This window comes from Streptomyces sp. NRRL F-5126 (assembly GCF_000721265.1).
GTDB lineage: Bacteria > Actinomycetota > Actinomycetes > Streptomycetales > Streptomycetaceae > Streptomyces.
Genome location: NZ_JOFZ01000010.1, coordinates 279,592 through 295,594, shown reverse-complemented (window position 1 = coordinate 295,594; position 16,003 = coordinate 279,592). Strand labels below are relative to the sequence as shown.

Here is a 16,003-nt window from a genome sequence, read left to right as displayed (position 1 = left end):
GGCCCGCGGCCGTTCCGACGTGGAAAACCATAGCAAACTTTCGGCGGCCACCGATCACACCGGTGGACGTAGCACCATGGGGGCATCACCAGCACCGATCGTGGGAGTGAGCAGCGTGGGCGAGTCGAACGCGGACCGGGCCGTGGCGGGCGAGGACGAGGTCGTGGACCTGTGCCGCGACCTGATCAGGATCGACACCAGCAACTACGGCGACCACTCGGGACCGGGGGAGCGCGCGGCCGCCGAGTACGTGGCGGAGAAGCTCTCCGAGGTCGGCCTCGAACCCAGGATCTTCGAGTCGCACCCGGGCAGGGCCTCCACGGTGGCCAGGATCGAGGGTGAGGACCCGTCGCGGCCCGCCCTGCTGATCCACGGCCACACCGACGTCGTCCCCGCGAACGCGGACGACTGGACCCACCACCCGTTCGCCGGCGAGATCGCCGACGGGTGCCTGTGGGGCCGGGGCGCCGTCGACATGAAGGACATGGACGCGATGACCCTCGCCGTCGTGCGCGACAGGATGCGCACCGGGCGCAAGCCCCCGCGCGACATCGTGCTGGCGTTCCTCGCGGACGAGGAGGCCGGCGGCACCTACGGTGCGCGCCACCTCGTCGACAACCACCCCGGCCTGTTCGAGGGTGTCACCGAGGCCATCAGCGAGGTCGGCGGCTTCTCCTTCACGGTACGCGAGGACCTGCGGCTCTACCTCGTGCAGACCGCGGAGAAGGGCATGCACTGGATGCGCCTGACCGTGGAGGGCACGGCGGGCCACGGCTCCATGACGAACACGGACAACGCGATCACCGAGCTGAGCGAGGCCGTCGCGCGGCTCGGGCGCCACACCTGGCCGGTGCGCGCCACCAAGACCGTACGGGCGTTCCTCGACGAGCTCTCGGACGCGCTGGGCACCCCGCTCGACCCGGAGGACATGGAGGCCACGCTCGTCAAGCTCGGCGGCATCGCCAAGATGGTCGGGACCACGCTGCGCAACTCCGCCGCGCCCACCATGCTCGGCGCCGGCTACAAGGTGAACGTGATCCCGGGAGAGGCGACCGCTCACGTCGACGGGCGCTTCCTGCCCGGATACGAGGACGAGTTCCTCGCGGACCTCGACCGGCTGCTCGGCCCGCGCGTCAGGCGGGAGGACGTGCACGCCGACAAGGCGGTCGAGACCACGTTCGACGGCGCCCTCGTGGAGGCCATGCAGACCGCGCTGAGCGCCGAGGACCCGATCGCGCGCGCCGTCCCCTACATGCTGTCCGGCGGCACCGACGCCAAGTCCTTCGACGACCTCGGCATCCGCGGCTTCGGCTTCGCGCCGCTGCAGCTGCCGCCCGAGCTGGACTTCGCCGGGATGTTCCACGGCGTGGACGAGCGGGTGCCGGTCGACGGCCTCAAGTTCGGCGCGCGCGTGCTCGACCGGTTCATCGACCACTGCTGAACTCCCCCCGCGGGGAGCCTGATTCGCTCGTGCGTCCGGGATCCTCACGGGGAAGAGTGAATGCGACCATAAGCTCGTAGCCTCATTACTCCCTCCTCGTTACAGGTGTGCGGTCCGCAGCTGGGACCGCGTTTGCCAACAAGGAGGAAGAATGATCAAGAAGGTCGTCGCTGCTGCGGCTGTCACCGGTGGTCTGGTGCTCGCGGGCGCCGGTGTCGCCTCCGCCGACGCGGGCGCCCAGGGTGCCGCGGTGCAGTCGCCGGGCGTGCTCTCGGGCAACGTCGTGCAGGTTCCGATCCACATCCCGGTGAACGCGTGCGGCAACACGGTCTCTGTGATCGGGCTGCTGAACCCCGCCTTCGGCAACACCTGCGTCAACGCGTGACGTTGTGCGTCGGCCCGTACAGGGCCTGAACCCGGGTGGCCCCGGAGTGCGCGCCATGCACTCCGGGGCCGCTGGGCATCCGTCCCCCGGCCCGTGCCGAGGGCAATCCGAAAGGCAGCAGGCAGCAGAAGGCAGGGATCGAATCATGAGACAGGTCACGCGCAAGGGCTTGATGACCTTCGCGGCCGCGGGCGGCGCCATCGTCCTCGGCGGCGGGGTGGCGCACGCGGACGCGAACGCGGGCGGCACGGCCGCCGGCTCGCCCGGCGTGCTCTCGGGCAACAACGTGCAGGTGCCGGTCCACGTGCCGGTCAACGCGTGCGGCAACACCGTGAACGTCGTCGGGCTGCTGAACCCGGCGATGGGCAACAGCTGCGTCAACGCGTCGCAGGGCGGCGGGTCGCACGGCGGCTCGCACCACGACGGCTCGACGCCCCCGCGCTCCGGCGAGGGAAGCGGCGGCCATCATGGCGGCGGTTCCCACCACGGCGGGGGGTCGCACCACGGCGGCGGTTCCCACCACGGCGGCGGGACGCACCACGGCGGCGGGACGCACGCGGGCGGCGGTGCCCACGCGGGTGGCGGGACGTCGAACTCACCGGGCGTGGGTTCGGGGAACAACATCGGCATCCCGATCGATGTCCCGGTGAACGCCTGCGGCCTCGGCGTCGATGTCCTGGGCATCGGCAACCCCGTGTTCGGGGAGAACTGCGAGAACGTGGAGTCGCCGGCCCCCGCGCCGCACCACCACGCCACGCCTCCCAAGTCCACCCCGCACACGCCGGCCCACCCGAGCGAGCCGGTGCCGAACAAGCCGGAGCCGCAGACGGTCGCCGCGGCCGCCCCGGCCGCGCACGCCCAGCTCGCGCACACCGGTTCGGAGGGGCTGGGGATCGCGATCCCCGCGGCCGCGGGGATGCTTCTCGCGGGCACCGTCCTCTACCGGCGCTCCCGCGCCGCCGCGTAACCGCAACGTCGCGTGGGCACACACGGAGACCGGGACGGGCCCGCACCCTTCATACGGGTGGGGCCCGTTCCGCTGTGACGGGCGGGACGGCCGTCACCACGTGGCGCGCACCTGTCGGATGATGCGTCGGCGCAGCCGCACACGGCGGCTGCCGTCGCGGTGCAGGCTCAGGCGGTCCAGCTCCCAGTGCCCGTACTCGGCATGGTCGGTCAGCAGGCGCGTGGCGTCCTTGCGTGACACCCCGCGGGGTACGTACACGTCGACAAATTCGTATTCCGGCATCGCATCTATTGTGCGGCCGGAGCCCCGATACGGATAGCGTCTGCCCTATGTCTGATGCTGCGCAGCCCTCCGCTGCCGACGTACGCGCCGCCGCCGAGGCGGTCAAGGCGGCCCTCGACCGGCACCTGGCGGCCGTGGAGAACCGCACGGGTGGGGACGACGATGATCAGGCAGTCTCCGACGCGTTCAACGCGCTGGCGGCCGCCGCCGAGGACTACGACGAACAGCTCTACCACCGGTACGACGAGGTCACCCCCTTCGAGATCCCGGAACCCGACGACTCCCTGCCGCCCTACGCGGGCCCGGAGGAGCCGCACGCCGTCACGGTGCTGATCAGGCGCGACTATGCGGTGGACGAACCGGAGCGGCTCCTGTCCCAGGCGCAGCGCATCGCGGACGCCGACGACGACGTGGCCACGACGGCGGGCGCGGCGGCCGCCGTCTCGGGCAGCGTGCACGCTGCCCTCGGCGTCCTGTTCGGCGAGTACGAGCCGGACGAGATCGCCTCGCGCCACAAGGAGTTCGGCCTTGAGGAGGGCGACTCGACCCTCTGGGTCTCCGCGGTGGACGACCCGCCGGAACCGGGGGAGTGGCTGGCGTCCCCCTTCGAGGCGGCCGATCCCCAGCAGGTGGTCTGCCGCTTCGACGTGAGCGCGGTCTTCGACGAGGACGACGACGAGGAAGCCGACGACGCCGACCTGGAGGGCCAGGACGCCTGACCCCGCCCCTGGCCCTGGCCCCGCGCCGGTGCGGGCAGCGGGCACCGCCGGGGCCGTCCGCGCGCCGTCGGTCGCGGGGACGCCGCACCTGACCGCCCGGTCGGTCCACGGTGTCCGGGAGCCGTCCCCGGCCAGGGCCGCCCCGGCGGCCGCGCCCGTGGGCGTGGGAGGCGCCGGCACGCGGCCGGGCGCAGCCCGCTCGCGCCCAGCGCAGCGGCGCTTCCCGCAGCCTGCTGCGGAAGGCTCTGCCCCGCCCAACGGACGGGGCAGCCACCGAGGCCCACCGGGGTGCCGCCGCCCACCAGGGCGGGTTACCGGCGTCCTCCGTCGGCGCGCCACGGGGGCCCTCGCCGTGCGGGCGCGCCGCCCGCCGTCGCGCTGCCCGCCGCGCCGGGCCCCCGCTCACGTCTCCTCGGGGGCCGCCAGGAGTCCCTCGATCAGTTCCTTCAGCCTCGTTCCGCGGGCCGTCGTGCGGCTGTCGTCCGCGGACACGGCGCGGGGGAGCGCCTGGTCCACGCCGTGCACCACCGACAGGTGCCGCGCGCCGCGTCCGAACGCCGTGTACACCCACGCCCGGCTGAGCCCGGCCGCCGCGTCCCCCGGCAGCACCACCACCGCCGCGGGCCACCGCATGCCCGCCGCCTGGTGCGCCGTGAGCGCCCAGCCGTGCCGCAGCCCGGTCTCGACCCGGTCCTTCGGGACCGTGACGACCTGCTCCCCGGCCCCGTCGGGTCCGTCGAGCCGCACCCGCAGCCCCTCCGCGCCCGCGGACACCACCGCGCCCTGCACCGTACGGCCGGGAGCCGGCACGTACGCGACCCGGTCGCCGGGGTCGAACCCGCCGAACCGCCCGGGTCCGGGCGCGAGCCGCTGCTTGAGCGCCGCGTTGAGCGCGCGCGTCCCCGCGGAGCCGCCGTGCCCGACCGTGATCACCTGCGTCTGCTCGGCCGGGAGGCCGAACGCGCGTGGCACGGACTCCGCGACCAGCTGGACCGTGCGGTGCACCGCCTCGCCCGCGTCCTTCACGGGCACGATCACGATCTCCTTGTCCGGCGCCGGCACCTGCGCGAGCTCGCCCACGCCGATCCCGGACACCAGCTCGCCGATCGGCCCCGGGTCGGGCGTGCGTGACGCGACCTGCGGGCAGACGCGCGCGGCCAGCAGATCGCCGAAGACGCGGCCCGCGCCCGCCGAACCCAGCACGCCGGGGTCGCCGCCGAGCACCAGCCCGCAGCCGTCGGCGAGCGACTCCACGACCATCGCCGCCGTCTCGACGTCCAGTTGCGGCGCGTCGAGGACCACGAGGAGGTCGAGCGCGAACATCCCGTCCGCGTCCCGCCCGGGGCCCTCCGCGCCCGCGAGCAGCGCCGACACGGTCAGCACGCCCTCAGCGCCGTCGGAGAGCAGCCGGTCCCGCCCGTTCTCGCTGTGCACCGCGACCGCCGCCCGCAGCCCGAGCCCGCGCGCCGCGGCGGCCGCGGCCACCGGCTCGGCGCGCGCCGCCTCCCCGCCGGTGTGCAGCACCAGGCCGTGTCCGGCCACGGCGCGCAGCAGTTCGGCGGTCGACGGCGGGGCCGCCGCCCCCTCCGCCTCCGCCACGTCGGGCCAGGGCGATTCCCCGGCGGTCTTCACCAGCCGTGCCAGGCCGTCCGCCAGGCTCTCCTCGGCGAGGGCGAAACGGTCGAGCCCCAGTAGCACGGGCACCGCCGCACGCTCAGGGCCCCCGCCGGAGCCCTCGTCCTCCTGCTGCTCGGGATCCTGCTCCTCGTCCTCTTCCGGTTCCTCGTCGTGGAAGACCAGCACCGCGCCCTCCGCGACGGCGTGGCGCACGGCCTCGTCCGGATCGGGTACGCCCTGCTCGGCGAGCGCCGTGCGTACCGCGCCGGCTTCGAGCGCAGTGTGCCCCTTGACGGCGGCGCGCTCAAGCAGCCAGGCGACGAGCGCCACGGCGCGCCGCCCGTCGCCCGGCCCGCACTCCGCGCCGAGCAGTGCGCGGGCGAACCCGTCGGCCTGCTCGGGCCGCACGCCGGGGACGGCCAGCAACTGCCAGGGGTCCGCGCGCAGTGCCTGAGCCGCGCGCTCGCCGAGCGTCGCGGTGACGGGCCCGGCGAGGGTGCCGGGCGCTCCGCCCTCGGAGAGGACGGCCCGCACCGCCTCGACGGCCTCCGCGGGCGGCGCGGACGGGCCGGCCGGGGCCGAAGGGGCCGACGCGGGCGCCGGGACGGCGGCGGGTGCGGGGGCCGTGCGCTCCGGGGCCGCGGCGGCGGCACGCAGGGCGGCGGGATCTGGCGTGCCGCCGCTCTCGACGGCCCGCACGGCGGCCAGCAGATCGGCGGCCTGCCCGCTCAGCTTCCCGCCGGCGGCGACCGGAGCCGACCGCTCGGCCTTGCGCTGCTCGATGCGGGCACGCAGCTCGCGCTGGGCCGCCAGCTCGGCCTGCGCCTCGCTCACCTGGGCCTCGCCCGCCTGCGCCGCGCCGTCTGCGCCGTCCGTGCCGTCTGCGTCCGCGGCCCGCGCGTCCGCGTCGCCGGCGGGCTCCTCCTCCGGTTCGCGGTCCGTCGTCACAGCGTGCTCCAGTCCTGGTCGGGATAGTGGTGCACCGGGGCAGACACGTCGTCCAGCGCCCGGCGGATCTCGTCAGGAAGACTAAGGCCCTCCACTGACAAGGCCTCCGTGAGCTGCTGCGCGTTGCGCGCCCCGACGACCGGGGCCACCACGCCGGGACGGTCGCGCACCCATGCGAGCGCCACCGCGAGCGGGCTCGTCGCCAGGCCGTCCGCCGCCGTGACGACCGCGTCGACGACCCGGCTCGCCGCGCCGTCGAGGTACGGCTCCACGAACATCGCCATGTCCGTCGCGCCCCGCGACTCGGGCGGAGTCGCATGCCGGTACTTGCCCGTAAGCACGCCACGCCCGAGCGGGGACGACGGCAGCAGCCCGACGCCGAGGTCCAGCGCGGCCGGCAGCACCTCGCGCTCCACGCCGCGCTGGAGCAGCGAGTACTCCATCTGCGTGCTGGCGAGACGGGTGCGTATGCCGGGCGAAGCGAGCTGCCAGGTCGCGGCCTTGGCCAGCTGCCAGCCGCAGAAGTTCGACACACCCGCGTAGCGCGCCCGGCCGCTGCTGACGGCGATGTCCAGCGCCTGCAGCGTCTCGTCGAGCGGGGTCTCGGAGTCGAACGCGTGGATCTGCCACAGGTCCACGTAGTCCGTGCCGAGCCGGTCGAGGGAGGCGTCGAGCGCCGCGAGCAGGTGGCCCCGCGAGCCGTCGAACCGGCGGTCGGGGTCGGGCACGCTCCCCGCCTTCGTCGCGATGACCAGGTCACGGCGGGGCACCAGCCGCTCCACGAGCTGCCCCAGCAGGTACTCGGCGTCGCCGCCGCCGTACACGTCCGCCGTGTCGACCAGCGTGCCGCCCGCTTCCCAGAAGGCCTTCAACTGGCCGGCCGCGTCGTGCTCGCCGGTGTCCCTGCCCCATGTCAGGGTGCCGAGCCCGATGCGGGACACGCGCAGTCCCGTACTGCCGAGATGCCTCTGCTCCATGGGGGCTGAGATTACTGGCCATGGGGTGGTACGGAGGAAGGGCTGTGGACAACGGGTCGGGCAACGGGTCACTGACGGGGTCGTGGTGGGCGCGCTAGAGTCCCTCCGTGCAACACATTACTGGCGAGTAGCGACTAGGGAGCGGGTGCGGGTATGCGGCTCGGCATCAACCTCGGGTACTGGGGTGCGGGGATGGACGGCGACAACCTGGCCGTCGCGCAGGAGGCCGACCGGCTCGGCTACGACGTGTGCTGGGCTGCCGAGGCGTACGGCTCGGACGCGCCGACCGTGCTGTCCTGGGTGGCGGCGCGGACGGAGAGCATCGACATCGGCTCCGCGATCATGCAGATCCCGGCGCGCCGGCCCACGATGACGGCGATGACCGCCGCCACGCTCGACTCGCTCTCAGGCGGCCGCTTCCGCCTGGGCCTCGGCGTCTCCGGACCGCAGGTCTCCGAGGGCTGGTACGGCGTGAAGTTCGACAAGCCGCTCGCCAGGACGCGCGAGTACGTCGAGATCGTGCGCGCGGCGATGTCACGCGACCGGGTGTCCCACGAGGGCGAGCACTTCACGCTGCCCCTGCCGGGCGGGCCAGGGAAGCCGCTCAAGCTGACCGTGCACCCGCAGCGCGAGCACATCCCGCTGTACATCGCGGCGATCGGGCCGAAGAACCTGGAGCAGACGGGCGAGATCGCGGACGGCGCGCTGCTGATCTTCCCCGCCGCCGAACACCTGGAGGAGACCGCGCTCACGCACCTGCGCGCGGGCCGGGAGAAGGCCGGGCTGACGATGGACGGCTTCGACGTCTGCCCGACCGTGCCGCTGGCCGTCGGCGATGACGTCCCCGCGCTCGCGGACCAGTTCCGCCCCTACACGGCCCTGTACGTGGGCGGTATGGGCAGCAGGCGGCAGAACTTCTACAACCGGCTCGCCTGCCGCATGGGTTACGAGAAGGAGGCCGCCGAGATCCAGGACAAGTACCTGGCGGGCGACAAGGCCGGCGCCGCGGCGTCCGTGCCGCACCAGCTGATCGACTCGACGACGCTGCTCGGCTCGGTCGAGCGGATCGCGGACCGCATGCAGGCCTACGCGGGGGCGGGCGTCACCACGCTGACCCTGGCGCCCGCGGGCCTCACCCTTGAACAGCGGGTCGCGTCACTGCGCGCGGGCGTGGACGCCCTGGAGCGAGCAGGCCTGGCCGAATAGCGGGCACACCGCGCCCGCGGGGCGTACCGCCGGGCCGTCCGGACGCCCGGTCCCGCTGCCGCGGCAGTGCTGACATGCGCGGTGATCCCCGCCCGGCCCCCGGGCCCGCACGCAGCGGGCGTGCGAGGCCCCGGCCGGGGGCGCCTGCCCCGCCCGCGCGGCGGCACCCGGGCATGCGGCCCGGTCCGTGCGGCGGCACCGGCTGGTTGCTGCCGCAGTGGCCCTCCGGGGGTCCTCGTCCGTGCCGCGCGAAGCTTCGTCCGGACCCCGGGCTCGCACGCAGCGGGCGTGTGCGGCCCCGGCCGGCGCGGCGGCACGGTCCGTGCGGCGGCACCGGCCGGTTGCCGCCGCAGTGGCCCTCCGGCGGTCCTCGTCCGCGCCGCGCGAAGCTTCGTCCGGACCCCGGGCACGCACGCAGCGGGCGTGTGAGGCCAACGGCCGGCGCGGGGGCGGCCGGGGGTGCCTGTCCCGCCCGCGCGGCGGCACCCGCGCAGCGGCGTGTGGTGATGCGCGGCCGTGGTGGGGGCTCGGGGGTCTCCCCGCCACGGCCGCCGTCCACCCGGCACAACGGGCACGGGGCGCGCCCGGTTACGCGCGGGGCCGTCCCTCTTTCGGCCGAGCCCCGGCCGCCAGCTGTTGCCCGGGGCTACGCCCGCCGTTTGACTCGTTGTCTGCGGACACCTTTCAGACGGAGGTACCAGCGATGCTCTCGGCCCACAGCCTCTTCCAGGAAATGGTCGACGACGACCGCGCCTACCGGCTCTTCTGCTCCATCGCCGCGTCCGGCGAGGCGCAGGGCGGGTGGGAGAACGGGCGGATCGCCGCCCTGGTGCCCGACAGCATGCGCGCGCTCGCTCCCAAGATCACGCGCCACGGCGCCGACGAGGACAAGCACGGCCGGATCTTCCGGGCCCTGCTCAAGAAGCGCGGCCTCGAACCCGTCGAAGTGCCGCCCGAGACGGACTACACCGCCCTGCTGGAACGGCAGGGCATCGGCCTCGCCCACGACAAGCTGCGCCGTGACGAGCCGCTCACCGAGCAGGACGTCCTGGTCTACCTGGCGCACAGCCGCGTCACGGAGCAGCGGGCCAGCGACCAGATGGACATGCTGAAGAAGCACTTCGCCGACGACCCCGACGTGGGCAAGGCCGTGAAGGTGATCAGCAACGACGAGGACAACCACCTCGCCTACTGCCACGAGGAGTTGCTGCGGCTGGCGGCCGAGGGCCACGGCCGGTTCATCCTGGACGCACTCGTCGACTGCGCACGCGCGGAGATGCGCACCTACCGCACGGTCAGCCTCGCCGTCATGGACCACATGGGACGCATCCTCGGCTGGCCCGCGCCCAAGGCGGCCGCACTCGCCGCGGGGATCAACGCGATGTACGCGTTCGAGCGGCTCGGCGGCTGGCGCAGGATGACGCGTCTCGCCCAGCCCGCGCCCGAGCGCCGTGACGCCCTGGGCGGCCGGGAGATCGCCGCACCGGCGCTGTGACCCCCTGCCTCCTCACAGCCAGCCCCGCCGCTTGAACTGCCGGTGCAGCCCCCAGACGACCACCAGCATCAGCGCGATCACCGCCGGGTACGCCCACACCCAGTGCAGCTCGGGCATGTGGTCGAAGTTCATGCCGTAGACGCCCGCCACCATCGTCGGCACCGCGGCCATCGCGGCCCACGCCGAGATCTTGCGCATGTCGTCGTTCTGCCGCACGCCCATCTGCGCCAGATGCGCCGACAGGATGTCGGACAGGAGCCGGTCCAGCCCTTCCACCAGCTCGTTCGCGCGTGTCAGGTGGTCGTTCACGTCGCGGAAGAACGGACGCGCCTCCTCGTGCACGAACGGCGTCCCGGCACCGGCCAGCTTCTGCATCGGCCCCGCGAGAGGCCCCGTGGCCCTGCGGAACTCCAGGACCTGGCGCTTGAAGTCGTAGATCCGCGCGGCCGTCGTCTTGGCACCCGCCGAGCCCCTGCCGCCGCCGTTGTCGGAGGCCGGCGAGAAGACCTCGGCCTCGACCTCCTCCAGGTCGATCTGGAGCTCGGCGGCGACCTCGATGTAGTTGTCCACCACCGCGTCGCTCACGGCGTAGAGCACCGCCGTGGGGCCGTTGCGCATGATCTCGGGCTGGTCCTCAAGGTGCTCGCGCACGGCCCTCAGGGCGGCCCCGTGGCCGTGCCTGACCGTGACGACGAAGGAATCCCCGATGAAGACCATCAGCTCGCCTGTGGTGACCTTGTCGTGCCGCGGCTCGTACGTGGTGGGCTTGAGCACCATGAACAGCGAGTCGTCGTACACCTCGAGCTTGGGGCGCTGGTGCGCCTTGAGCGCGTCCTCCACGGCGAGCGGGTGCAGCCCGAACTCGTCCGTCACCCGGGCGAACTCCTTCTCCGTCGGCTCGTGCAGACCGATCCAGAGGAAGGCGTCCCCGGTGGCGCGCGCCTGCTCCAGGGCCTCCGAGAAGTCCTCGGGCCCATGCGTGCGGCAGCCGTTGCGGTAGATGGCACAGTCCACGATCACGCGGGGCATTCTTCCCGCTCGCCCCCGCCGCACGCCCCCGGCGCCACCCGGTGTCCCGCGACGGGTGGCTACGCTGGCGGCCATGGCCACGCTGATCCTCGTACGTCATGGACGCTCCACCGCCAATACCTCGGGCCTGCTCGCCGGCCGTACGCCCGGCGTGGAGCTGGACGAGCGCGGCGCCGCGCAGGCGGCCGCGCTGCCCGCGCGGCTCGACGGCATCCCGTTCGCCGCCGTCGTCTCCAGTCCGCTCCAGCGGTGCACCCAGACCCTGCGGCCCCTGCTGGACGCGCGCCCCGGCACGGAGCTGGTGACGGACGAGCGGATCAGCGAGTGCGACTACGGCGACTGGACCGGCCGCAAGCTGTCCGAGCTGGGCGGGGAACCGCTCATGGAGGTCGTGCAGCAGCACCCTTCCGCCGCGGTCTTCCCCGGCGGCGAGTCCATGCGCGCCATGCAGGCGCGCGCCGTCGCCTGCGTACGCGAGTGGAACGAGCGGGTCGAGCGCGAGCACGGCGAGAAGGCCGTCTTCCTGATGTGCTCGCACGGCGACATCATCAAGGCGATCGTCGCGGACGCGCTCGGCATGCACCTCGACCTCTTCCAGCGCCTGCACGCCGACCCCTGCTCGGTGACGGCCCTCTCCTACACCAGGCTGCGGCCCTTCCTCCTCAAGCTCGGCGACACGGCCGATCTCGGCGCCCTGGTGCCCCGCGAGGCCGAGGGCGACGGCCCGGGAACGGTGGGAGGCGGCGCGGGCGCGCCGTGATCTCCGGGCGCAGTAGGGTGGACGCGCCGTGCACGCGTCACCGGCCGTGGACCCGGCCGCCCAGGGCGCCGCACCACAGACTTTTCCGAGACTTCCCAAGGGAGATCAGGACGTGTCCCGTCAGGTGTTCCTCTACGATCCGCCGGACCGCTTCGTGGCCGGTACGGTCGGGCTGCCTGGACGCCGTACGTTCTTCCTGCAGGCGTCCGCCGCGGGGCGCGTGACCAGCGTCGCCCTGGAGAAGACGCAGGTCGCCGCGCTCGCCGAGCGCATCGACGAACTGCTCGACGAGGTCGTGCGGCGCAGCGGCGGCAACGCGCCCGTCCCCGCGGTCGCGCCGTCCGACGTCGGGGACTCCGCACCGCTCGACGTACCGATCGAGGAGGAGTTCCGCGTCGGCACGATGGCGCTCGCCTGGGACGGCGACGAGCAGCGCATGATCGTCGAGGCGCAGGCGCTCGTCGAACTCGACGCCGAGAGCGACGAGGACCTCGCCGAGGCCGAGGAGGCGCTGCTGCAGGACGAGGAGAACGGGCCGCCGATGCTGCGGGTCCGCCTGTCCGGCGCGCAGGCCAGGGCGTTCGCCAAGCGCGCGCTGCACGTCGTCAACGCGGGGCGCCCGCCGTGCCCGCTGTGCAGCCTGCCGCTCGACCCGGAAGGACACGTGTGCCCGCGTCAGAACGGATACCGGCGGAGCGCGTGACGGGGGCGGACGTGCGAAGGGGGGAGCGGGCCGGGGTGAGCGACCTGCTGGGCAAGGGCGAGCTGACGGTCCGCGGCCGGATTCGCGAGGCGTCCAACGCGGTGCTGTACTGCACCGTCGCCTACGAGGGCGCCGAGGCGTCCTGCGTCTACAAGCCGGTCGCGGGCGAGCGGCCCCTGTGGGACTTCCCCGACGGCACGCTCGCGCAGCGCGAGGTCGCCGCGTACGAGGTGTCGGAGGCGATGGGCTGGGGCCTGGTGCCCCCGACGGTCCTGCGCGAGGGCCCGTACGGCGAGGGCATGTGCCAGCTCTGGATCGACGAGCAGCCGGCCGGCGAGGAGAGCGCCGCGGAGCCGGCGGACTCCGCGGACACCGGCGCCGTCCCCTCGGCCGTCACGCTGCTGACGCCCCTGCTGGCCCTGGTGGACGGCGAGGAGCCCGTCGACGGCTGGAAGGCCATCGGGCTCGCCGAGGTGGGCGAGGGCAGGACCGCGCTGCTCGTGCACGCGGACGACGAGCGGCTGCGCCGCCTCGCCGTGCTGGACGCTGTGATCAACAACGGCGACCGCAAGGGCGGGCACCTGCTGACCGCACCCGGCGGGCGCCTGTACGCCATCGACCACGGCGTCACCTTCAACGTGGACGACAAGCTCCGCACCCTGCTGTGGGGGTGGGCGGGCGAACCGCTGCCCGAGGAGGCGCTCGCGGCCCTCGGGCGCCTCGCGGACGGCCTCGCGCAGGGCGCGCCCCTCGCCACGCGCCTCGCGACGCTGATCACGGCCGCCGAGACCGAGGCCCTGCGCGCCCGCGTCCGTGACCTGCGCCACACGGGCCGCCACCCCGAGCCGTCCGGACAGTGGCCCGCCATTCCCTGGCCACCCGTCTGACGGGACGGGCCCGCCGTCCGGGTCGTATCCGGATACCGCGTCCGGTTAGGCTCAAGGCATGCATGCCTGGCCAGCCTCCGAAGTCCCCGCCCTGCCCGGCAAGGGCCGCGACATCCGGATCCACGACACCTCGACGGACTCCCCAGTCACGCTCACCCCCGGCCCCGTCGCCCGGATATACGTGTGCGGCATCACGCCGTACGACGCGACCCACATGGGACACGCGGCGACGTACAACGCCTTCGACCTCGTGCAGCGCGTGTGGCTCGACAGCGGCAGGCAGGTCGTCTACGTGCAGAACGTGACGGACGTGGACGACCCGCTGCTGGAGCGCGCGGAGCGCGACGGCGAGGACTGGACGGCACTGGCCGAGCGCGAGACCACGCTCTTCCGCGAGGACATGACGGCGCTGCGCATCCTGCCGCCCGAGCACTACGTCGGCGCCGTCGAGGCCATTCCGCGCATCGTGCCGCTGGTGGAGCGACTCCGGGAGGCGGGCGCCGCCTACGAGTTGGAGGGTGACACCTACTTCTCCGTGGCGAGCGACCCCGACTTCGGCCAGGTCTCGCGCCTCGACGCCGCCGCCATGCGGCTGCTGTTCGGCGAGCGCGGCGGCGACCCCGACCGGCCGGGCAAGAAGAACCCGCTGGACCCGATGCTGTGGATGGCGGCCCGCCCCGGCGAGCCGAGTTGGGACGGCGCCGGCCTCGGCCCCGGCCGCCCCGGCTGGCACATCGAGTGCGTGTCCATCGCGCTCGACCACCTGGGCATGGCCTTCGACGTGCAGGGCGGCGGCAGCGACCTCGCCTTCCCGCACCACGAGATGGGCGCCTCGCACGCGCAGGTGCTCACCGGCGAGCGTCCCTTCGCGAAGTCGTACGTGCACGCAGGCATGGTCGGCCTCGACGGCGAGAAGATGTCGAAGTCCAAGGGCAACCTGGTCTTCGTCTCCACGCTGCGCAAGGAGGGGGTGGACCCGGCGGCGATCAGGCTGGCCCTGCACGCCCACCACTACCGCTCCGACTGGATGTGGACCGAGCAGGTGCTCGCCGACGCCGTGGCCAGGCTCGCGCGCTGGCGCGCCGCCGTCTCCCGCCCCGCGGGCCCGCCCGCGGACGGCCTGGTCGACGAGGTGCGCGCGGCGCTGGCCGACGACCTCGACGCGCCGGCGGCGCTCGCCGCCGTGGACCGCTGGGTGGAGCGCCAGGAGGCTGCGGGCGGCACGGACGAGAGCGCCACGGGGCTGGTCACCCGGACCGTGGACGCGCTGCTCGGCGTGGCTCTCTGACGCGGCTCACCGCCGTCCGGTGCGGGAAGGCGGCCTTCCCGCACCGGACGCCGCGGTCACTCCTCCGATGAATCGCCGGCCTCGCCGGACCCGTCGCTCTCGCTGTCGTCCCCGCCGGGCTCCTGGTCCCGGTCGTGACCGTTCCTCGGCGGCTTGGGCCACGTGCGGCCCGTGCCGCCGTCGGTCGCCCGGTTCTGACCGCCCCTGCCGGGTTCGCCGTCCCGCCGCCTGAGGTACCGCTCGAACTCCCTGGCGATCGCCTCGCCCGACGCCTCCGGCAGTTCCGCGGTGTCCCGCGCCTCCTCCAGGGACTGCACGTACTCCGCCACCTCGCTGTCCTCGGAGGCGAGTTGGTCCACCCCCAGCTGCCAGGCGCGCGCGTCCTCCGCCAACTCGCCCAGCGGGACGCGGACGCCGAGCAGATCCTCGAGACGGTTCAGCAGCGCCAGCGTGGCCTTCGGGTTCGGCGGCTGCGACACGTAGTGCGGCACCGCGGCCCACAGGCTCACCGCCGGCACGCCCACGTGCGTGCACGCCTCCTGGAGGATGCCGACGATGCCCGTGGGCCCCTCGTACTTGGTCTCCTCCAGATCCATCGTGCGCGCGAGCGCCGGATCGGAGGTGACACCGCTGACAGGCACCGGCCTCGTGTGCGGAGTGTCACCCAGCAGGGCCCCCAGGATGACGACCAGCTCCACGCCCAGCTCGTGGGCGAAGCCCAGGATCTCGTTGCAGAAGGAACGCCAGCGCATCGACGGCTCGATCCCGCGCACCAGCACCAGGTCGCGGGGGGTCTCCCCCTTCACCCGCACCACGGAGAGGCGCGTCGAGGGCCACTGGACCTTGCGCGTGCCCCCTTCCGTGAACACGGTGGGCCGGTTGACCTGGAAGTCGTAGTAGTCCTCGGCGTCGAGCGCCGCGAACACCTCGCCCTTCCACTCCCGGTCCAGGTGGGCCACCGCCGTGGACGCCGCGTCCCCGGCATCGTTCCAGCCCTCGAACGCGGCCACCATGACCGGGTCGATCAGCTCGGGAACCCCCTCGAGCTCGATCACCCAGGCCTCCTTCCGAAGTTCTTAGCCATACGGACCAACCTTACGGGTTCCCAGCCGCCCACCCCTCGTATCCGGTACGCCGGGTGTGCACCGGCGCAGATCCGGTGCGGGCGCCGGGCTGGGTCCGTTTGCCGCCGATTCATCCGACCCCTGAGGGCGAATCCCGTCCAACCTCTGGACGGTCCCGCGTCAGCGACGCTATACATCGGATGACCGAGAGGTCCGATGTTCTTCCGCTGCTCGA

At 73.7% G+C, this 16,003-nt stretch carries 15 protein-coding genes; 10 read left to right on the top strand and 5 right to left on the bottom strand.

What is annotated here, in order from left to right; all coding sequences use genetic code 11:
- Positions 1 to 115: 115 nt before the first annotated feature.
- The 3 genes from IH48_RS0122790 to IH48_RS0122780 all read left to right on the top strand — a co-directional run bounded on the left by IH48_RS0122790 (position 116) and on the right by IH48_RS0122780 (position 2,793).
- On the top strand, positions 116 to 1,441 hold the full coding sequence (locus IH48_RS0122790) for a M20/M25/M40 family metallo-hydrolase (RefSeq protein ID WP_030907700.1): 1,326 nt from the start codon (positions 116 to 118) through the stop codon (positions 1,439 to 1,441).
- A gap of 151 nt (positions 1,442 to 1,592) precedes the next feature.
- Entirely contained in the window at positions 1,593 to 1,826 is a 234-nt protein-coding gene (locus IH48_RS0122785; protein WP_030907697.1) for a chaplin, read from the top strand.
- 145 nt (positions 1,827 to 1,971) lie between these two features.
- Positions 1,972 to 2,793, top strand: a complete 822-nt coding sequence (locus tag IH48_RS0122780; RefSeq protein ID WP_030907695.1) for a chaplin — start codon at positions 1,972 to 1,974, stop codon at positions 2,791 to 2,793.
- 93 nt (positions 2,794 to 2,886) lie between these two features.
- On the opposite strand, the gene IH48_RS0122775 is transcribed toward IH48_RS0122780, so the two are convergent.
- Entirely contained in the window at positions 2,887 to 3,075 is a 189-nt protein-coding gene (locus IH48_RS0122775) for a DUF5703 family protein (RefSeq protein ID WP_030907692.1), read from the bottom strand.
- 47 nt (positions 3,076 to 3,122) lie between these two features.
- Between IH48_RS0122775 and IH48_RS0122770 the strand changes: the two genes are divergently transcribed.
- On the top strand, positions 3,123 to 3,794 hold the full coding sequence (locus tag IH48_RS0122770; protein WP_030907690.1) for a hypothetical protein: 672 nt from the start codon (positions 3,123 to 3,125) through the stop codon (positions 3,792 to 3,794).
- A gap of 402 nt (positions 3,795 to 4,196) precedes the next feature.
- Here IH48_RS0122770 and IH48_RS0122765 read toward each other — a convergent pair whose 3' ends face one another.
- Positions 4,197 to 6,371: a helix-hairpin-helix domain-containing protein gene (locus IH48_RS0122765; RefSeq protein ID WP_078849952.1), complete on the bottom strand. Its 2,175-nt coding sequence runs from the start codon at positions 6,369 to 6,371 to the stop codon at positions 4,197 to 4,199.
- Positions 6,356 to 7,336: an aldo/keto reductase gene (locus tag IH48_RS0122760; RefSeq protein ID WP_030907683.1), complete on the bottom strand. Its 981-nt coding sequence runs from the start codon at positions 7,334 to 7,336 to the stop codon at positions 6,356 to 6,358. The genes IH48_RS0122765 and IH48_RS0122760 overlap by 16 nt, the downstream gene beginning before the upstream one ends.
- A 153-nt stretch (positions 7,337 to 7,489) precedes the next feature.
- Here IH48_RS0122760 and IH48_RS0122755 point away from each other — a divergent pair, with 153 nt between their 5' ends.
- The gene (locus IH48_RS0122755; RefSeq protein WP_030907679.1) at positions 7,490 to 8,542 is read left to right on the top strand and encodes an LLM class F420-dependent oxidoreductase; all 1,053 of its coding nucleotides are present in this window, start codon (positions 7,490 to 7,492) and stop codon (positions 8,540 to 8,542) included.
- A 703-nt stretch (positions 8,543 to 9,245) separates the two neighbouring features.
- A complete protein-coding gene (locus IH48_RS0122750; protein ID WP_030907677.1) occupies positions 9,246 to 10,037 on the top strand; it encodes a hypothetical protein in 792 nt (263 codons plus the stop codon).
- Between the two features lie 12 nt (positions 10,038 to 10,049).
- Here the strand turns inward: IH48_RS0122750 and corA are convergent, their stop codons facing one another.
- A complete protein-coding gene (gene corA / locus IH48_RS0122745; RefSeq protein ID WP_030907674.1) occupies positions 10,050 to 11,066 on the bottom strand; it encodes a magnesium/cobalt transporter CorA in 1,017 nt (338 codons plus the stop codon).
- A gap of 73 nt (positions 11,067 to 11,139) precedes the next feature.
- On the opposite strand from corA, the gene IH48_RS0122740 reads away from it, so the two are divergent.
- From IH48_RS0122740 to mshC, 4 genes are all read left to right on the top strand, one after another.
- Positions 11,140 to 11,826 carry a histidine phosphatase family protein gene (locus IH48_RS0122740; RefSeq protein WP_030907671.1) on the top strand — a complete coding sequence of 229 codons (687 nt, stop codon included), beginning with the start codon at positions 11,140 to 11,142 and terminating at the stop codon, positions 11,824 to 11,826.
- 112 nt (positions 11,827 to 11,938) lie between these two features.
- Positions 11,939 to 12,529 (top strand): DUF3090 domain-containing protein, encoded by a 591-nt coding sequence (locus IH48_RS0122735; RefSeq protein ID WP_030907668.1) that lies wholly within the window; start codon positions 11,939 to 11,941, stop codon positions 12,527 to 12,529.
- Positions 12,493 to 13,416, top strand: coding sequence for an SCO1664 family protein (locus tag IH48_RS0122730; protein ID WP_037842939.1), 924 nt, complete (start codon positions 12,493 to 12,495; stop codon positions 13,414 to 13,416). The genes IH48_RS0122735 and IH48_RS0122730 overlap by 37 nt, the downstream gene beginning before the upstream one ends.
- 58 nt (positions 13,417 to 13,474) lie before the next feature.
- Positions 13,475 to 14,704: a cysteine--1-D-myo-inosityl 2-amino-2-deoxy-alpha-D-glucopyranoside ligase gene (gene mshC, locus IH48_RS0122725; RefSeq protein ID WP_030907661.1), complete on the top strand. Its 1,230-nt coding sequence runs from the start codon at positions 13,475 to 13,477 to the stop codon at positions 14,702 to 14,704.
- A 56-nt stretch (positions 14,705 to 14,760) separates the two neighbouring features.
- On the opposite strand, the gene IH48_RS0122720 is transcribed toward mshC, so the two are convergent.
- A complete protein-coding gene (locus IH48_RS0122720) occupies positions 14,761 to 15,759 on the bottom strand; it encodes a PAC2 family protein (protein ID WP_030907659.1) in 999 nt (332 codons plus the stop codon).
- Positions 15,760 to 16,003: the final 244 nt, after the last annotated feature.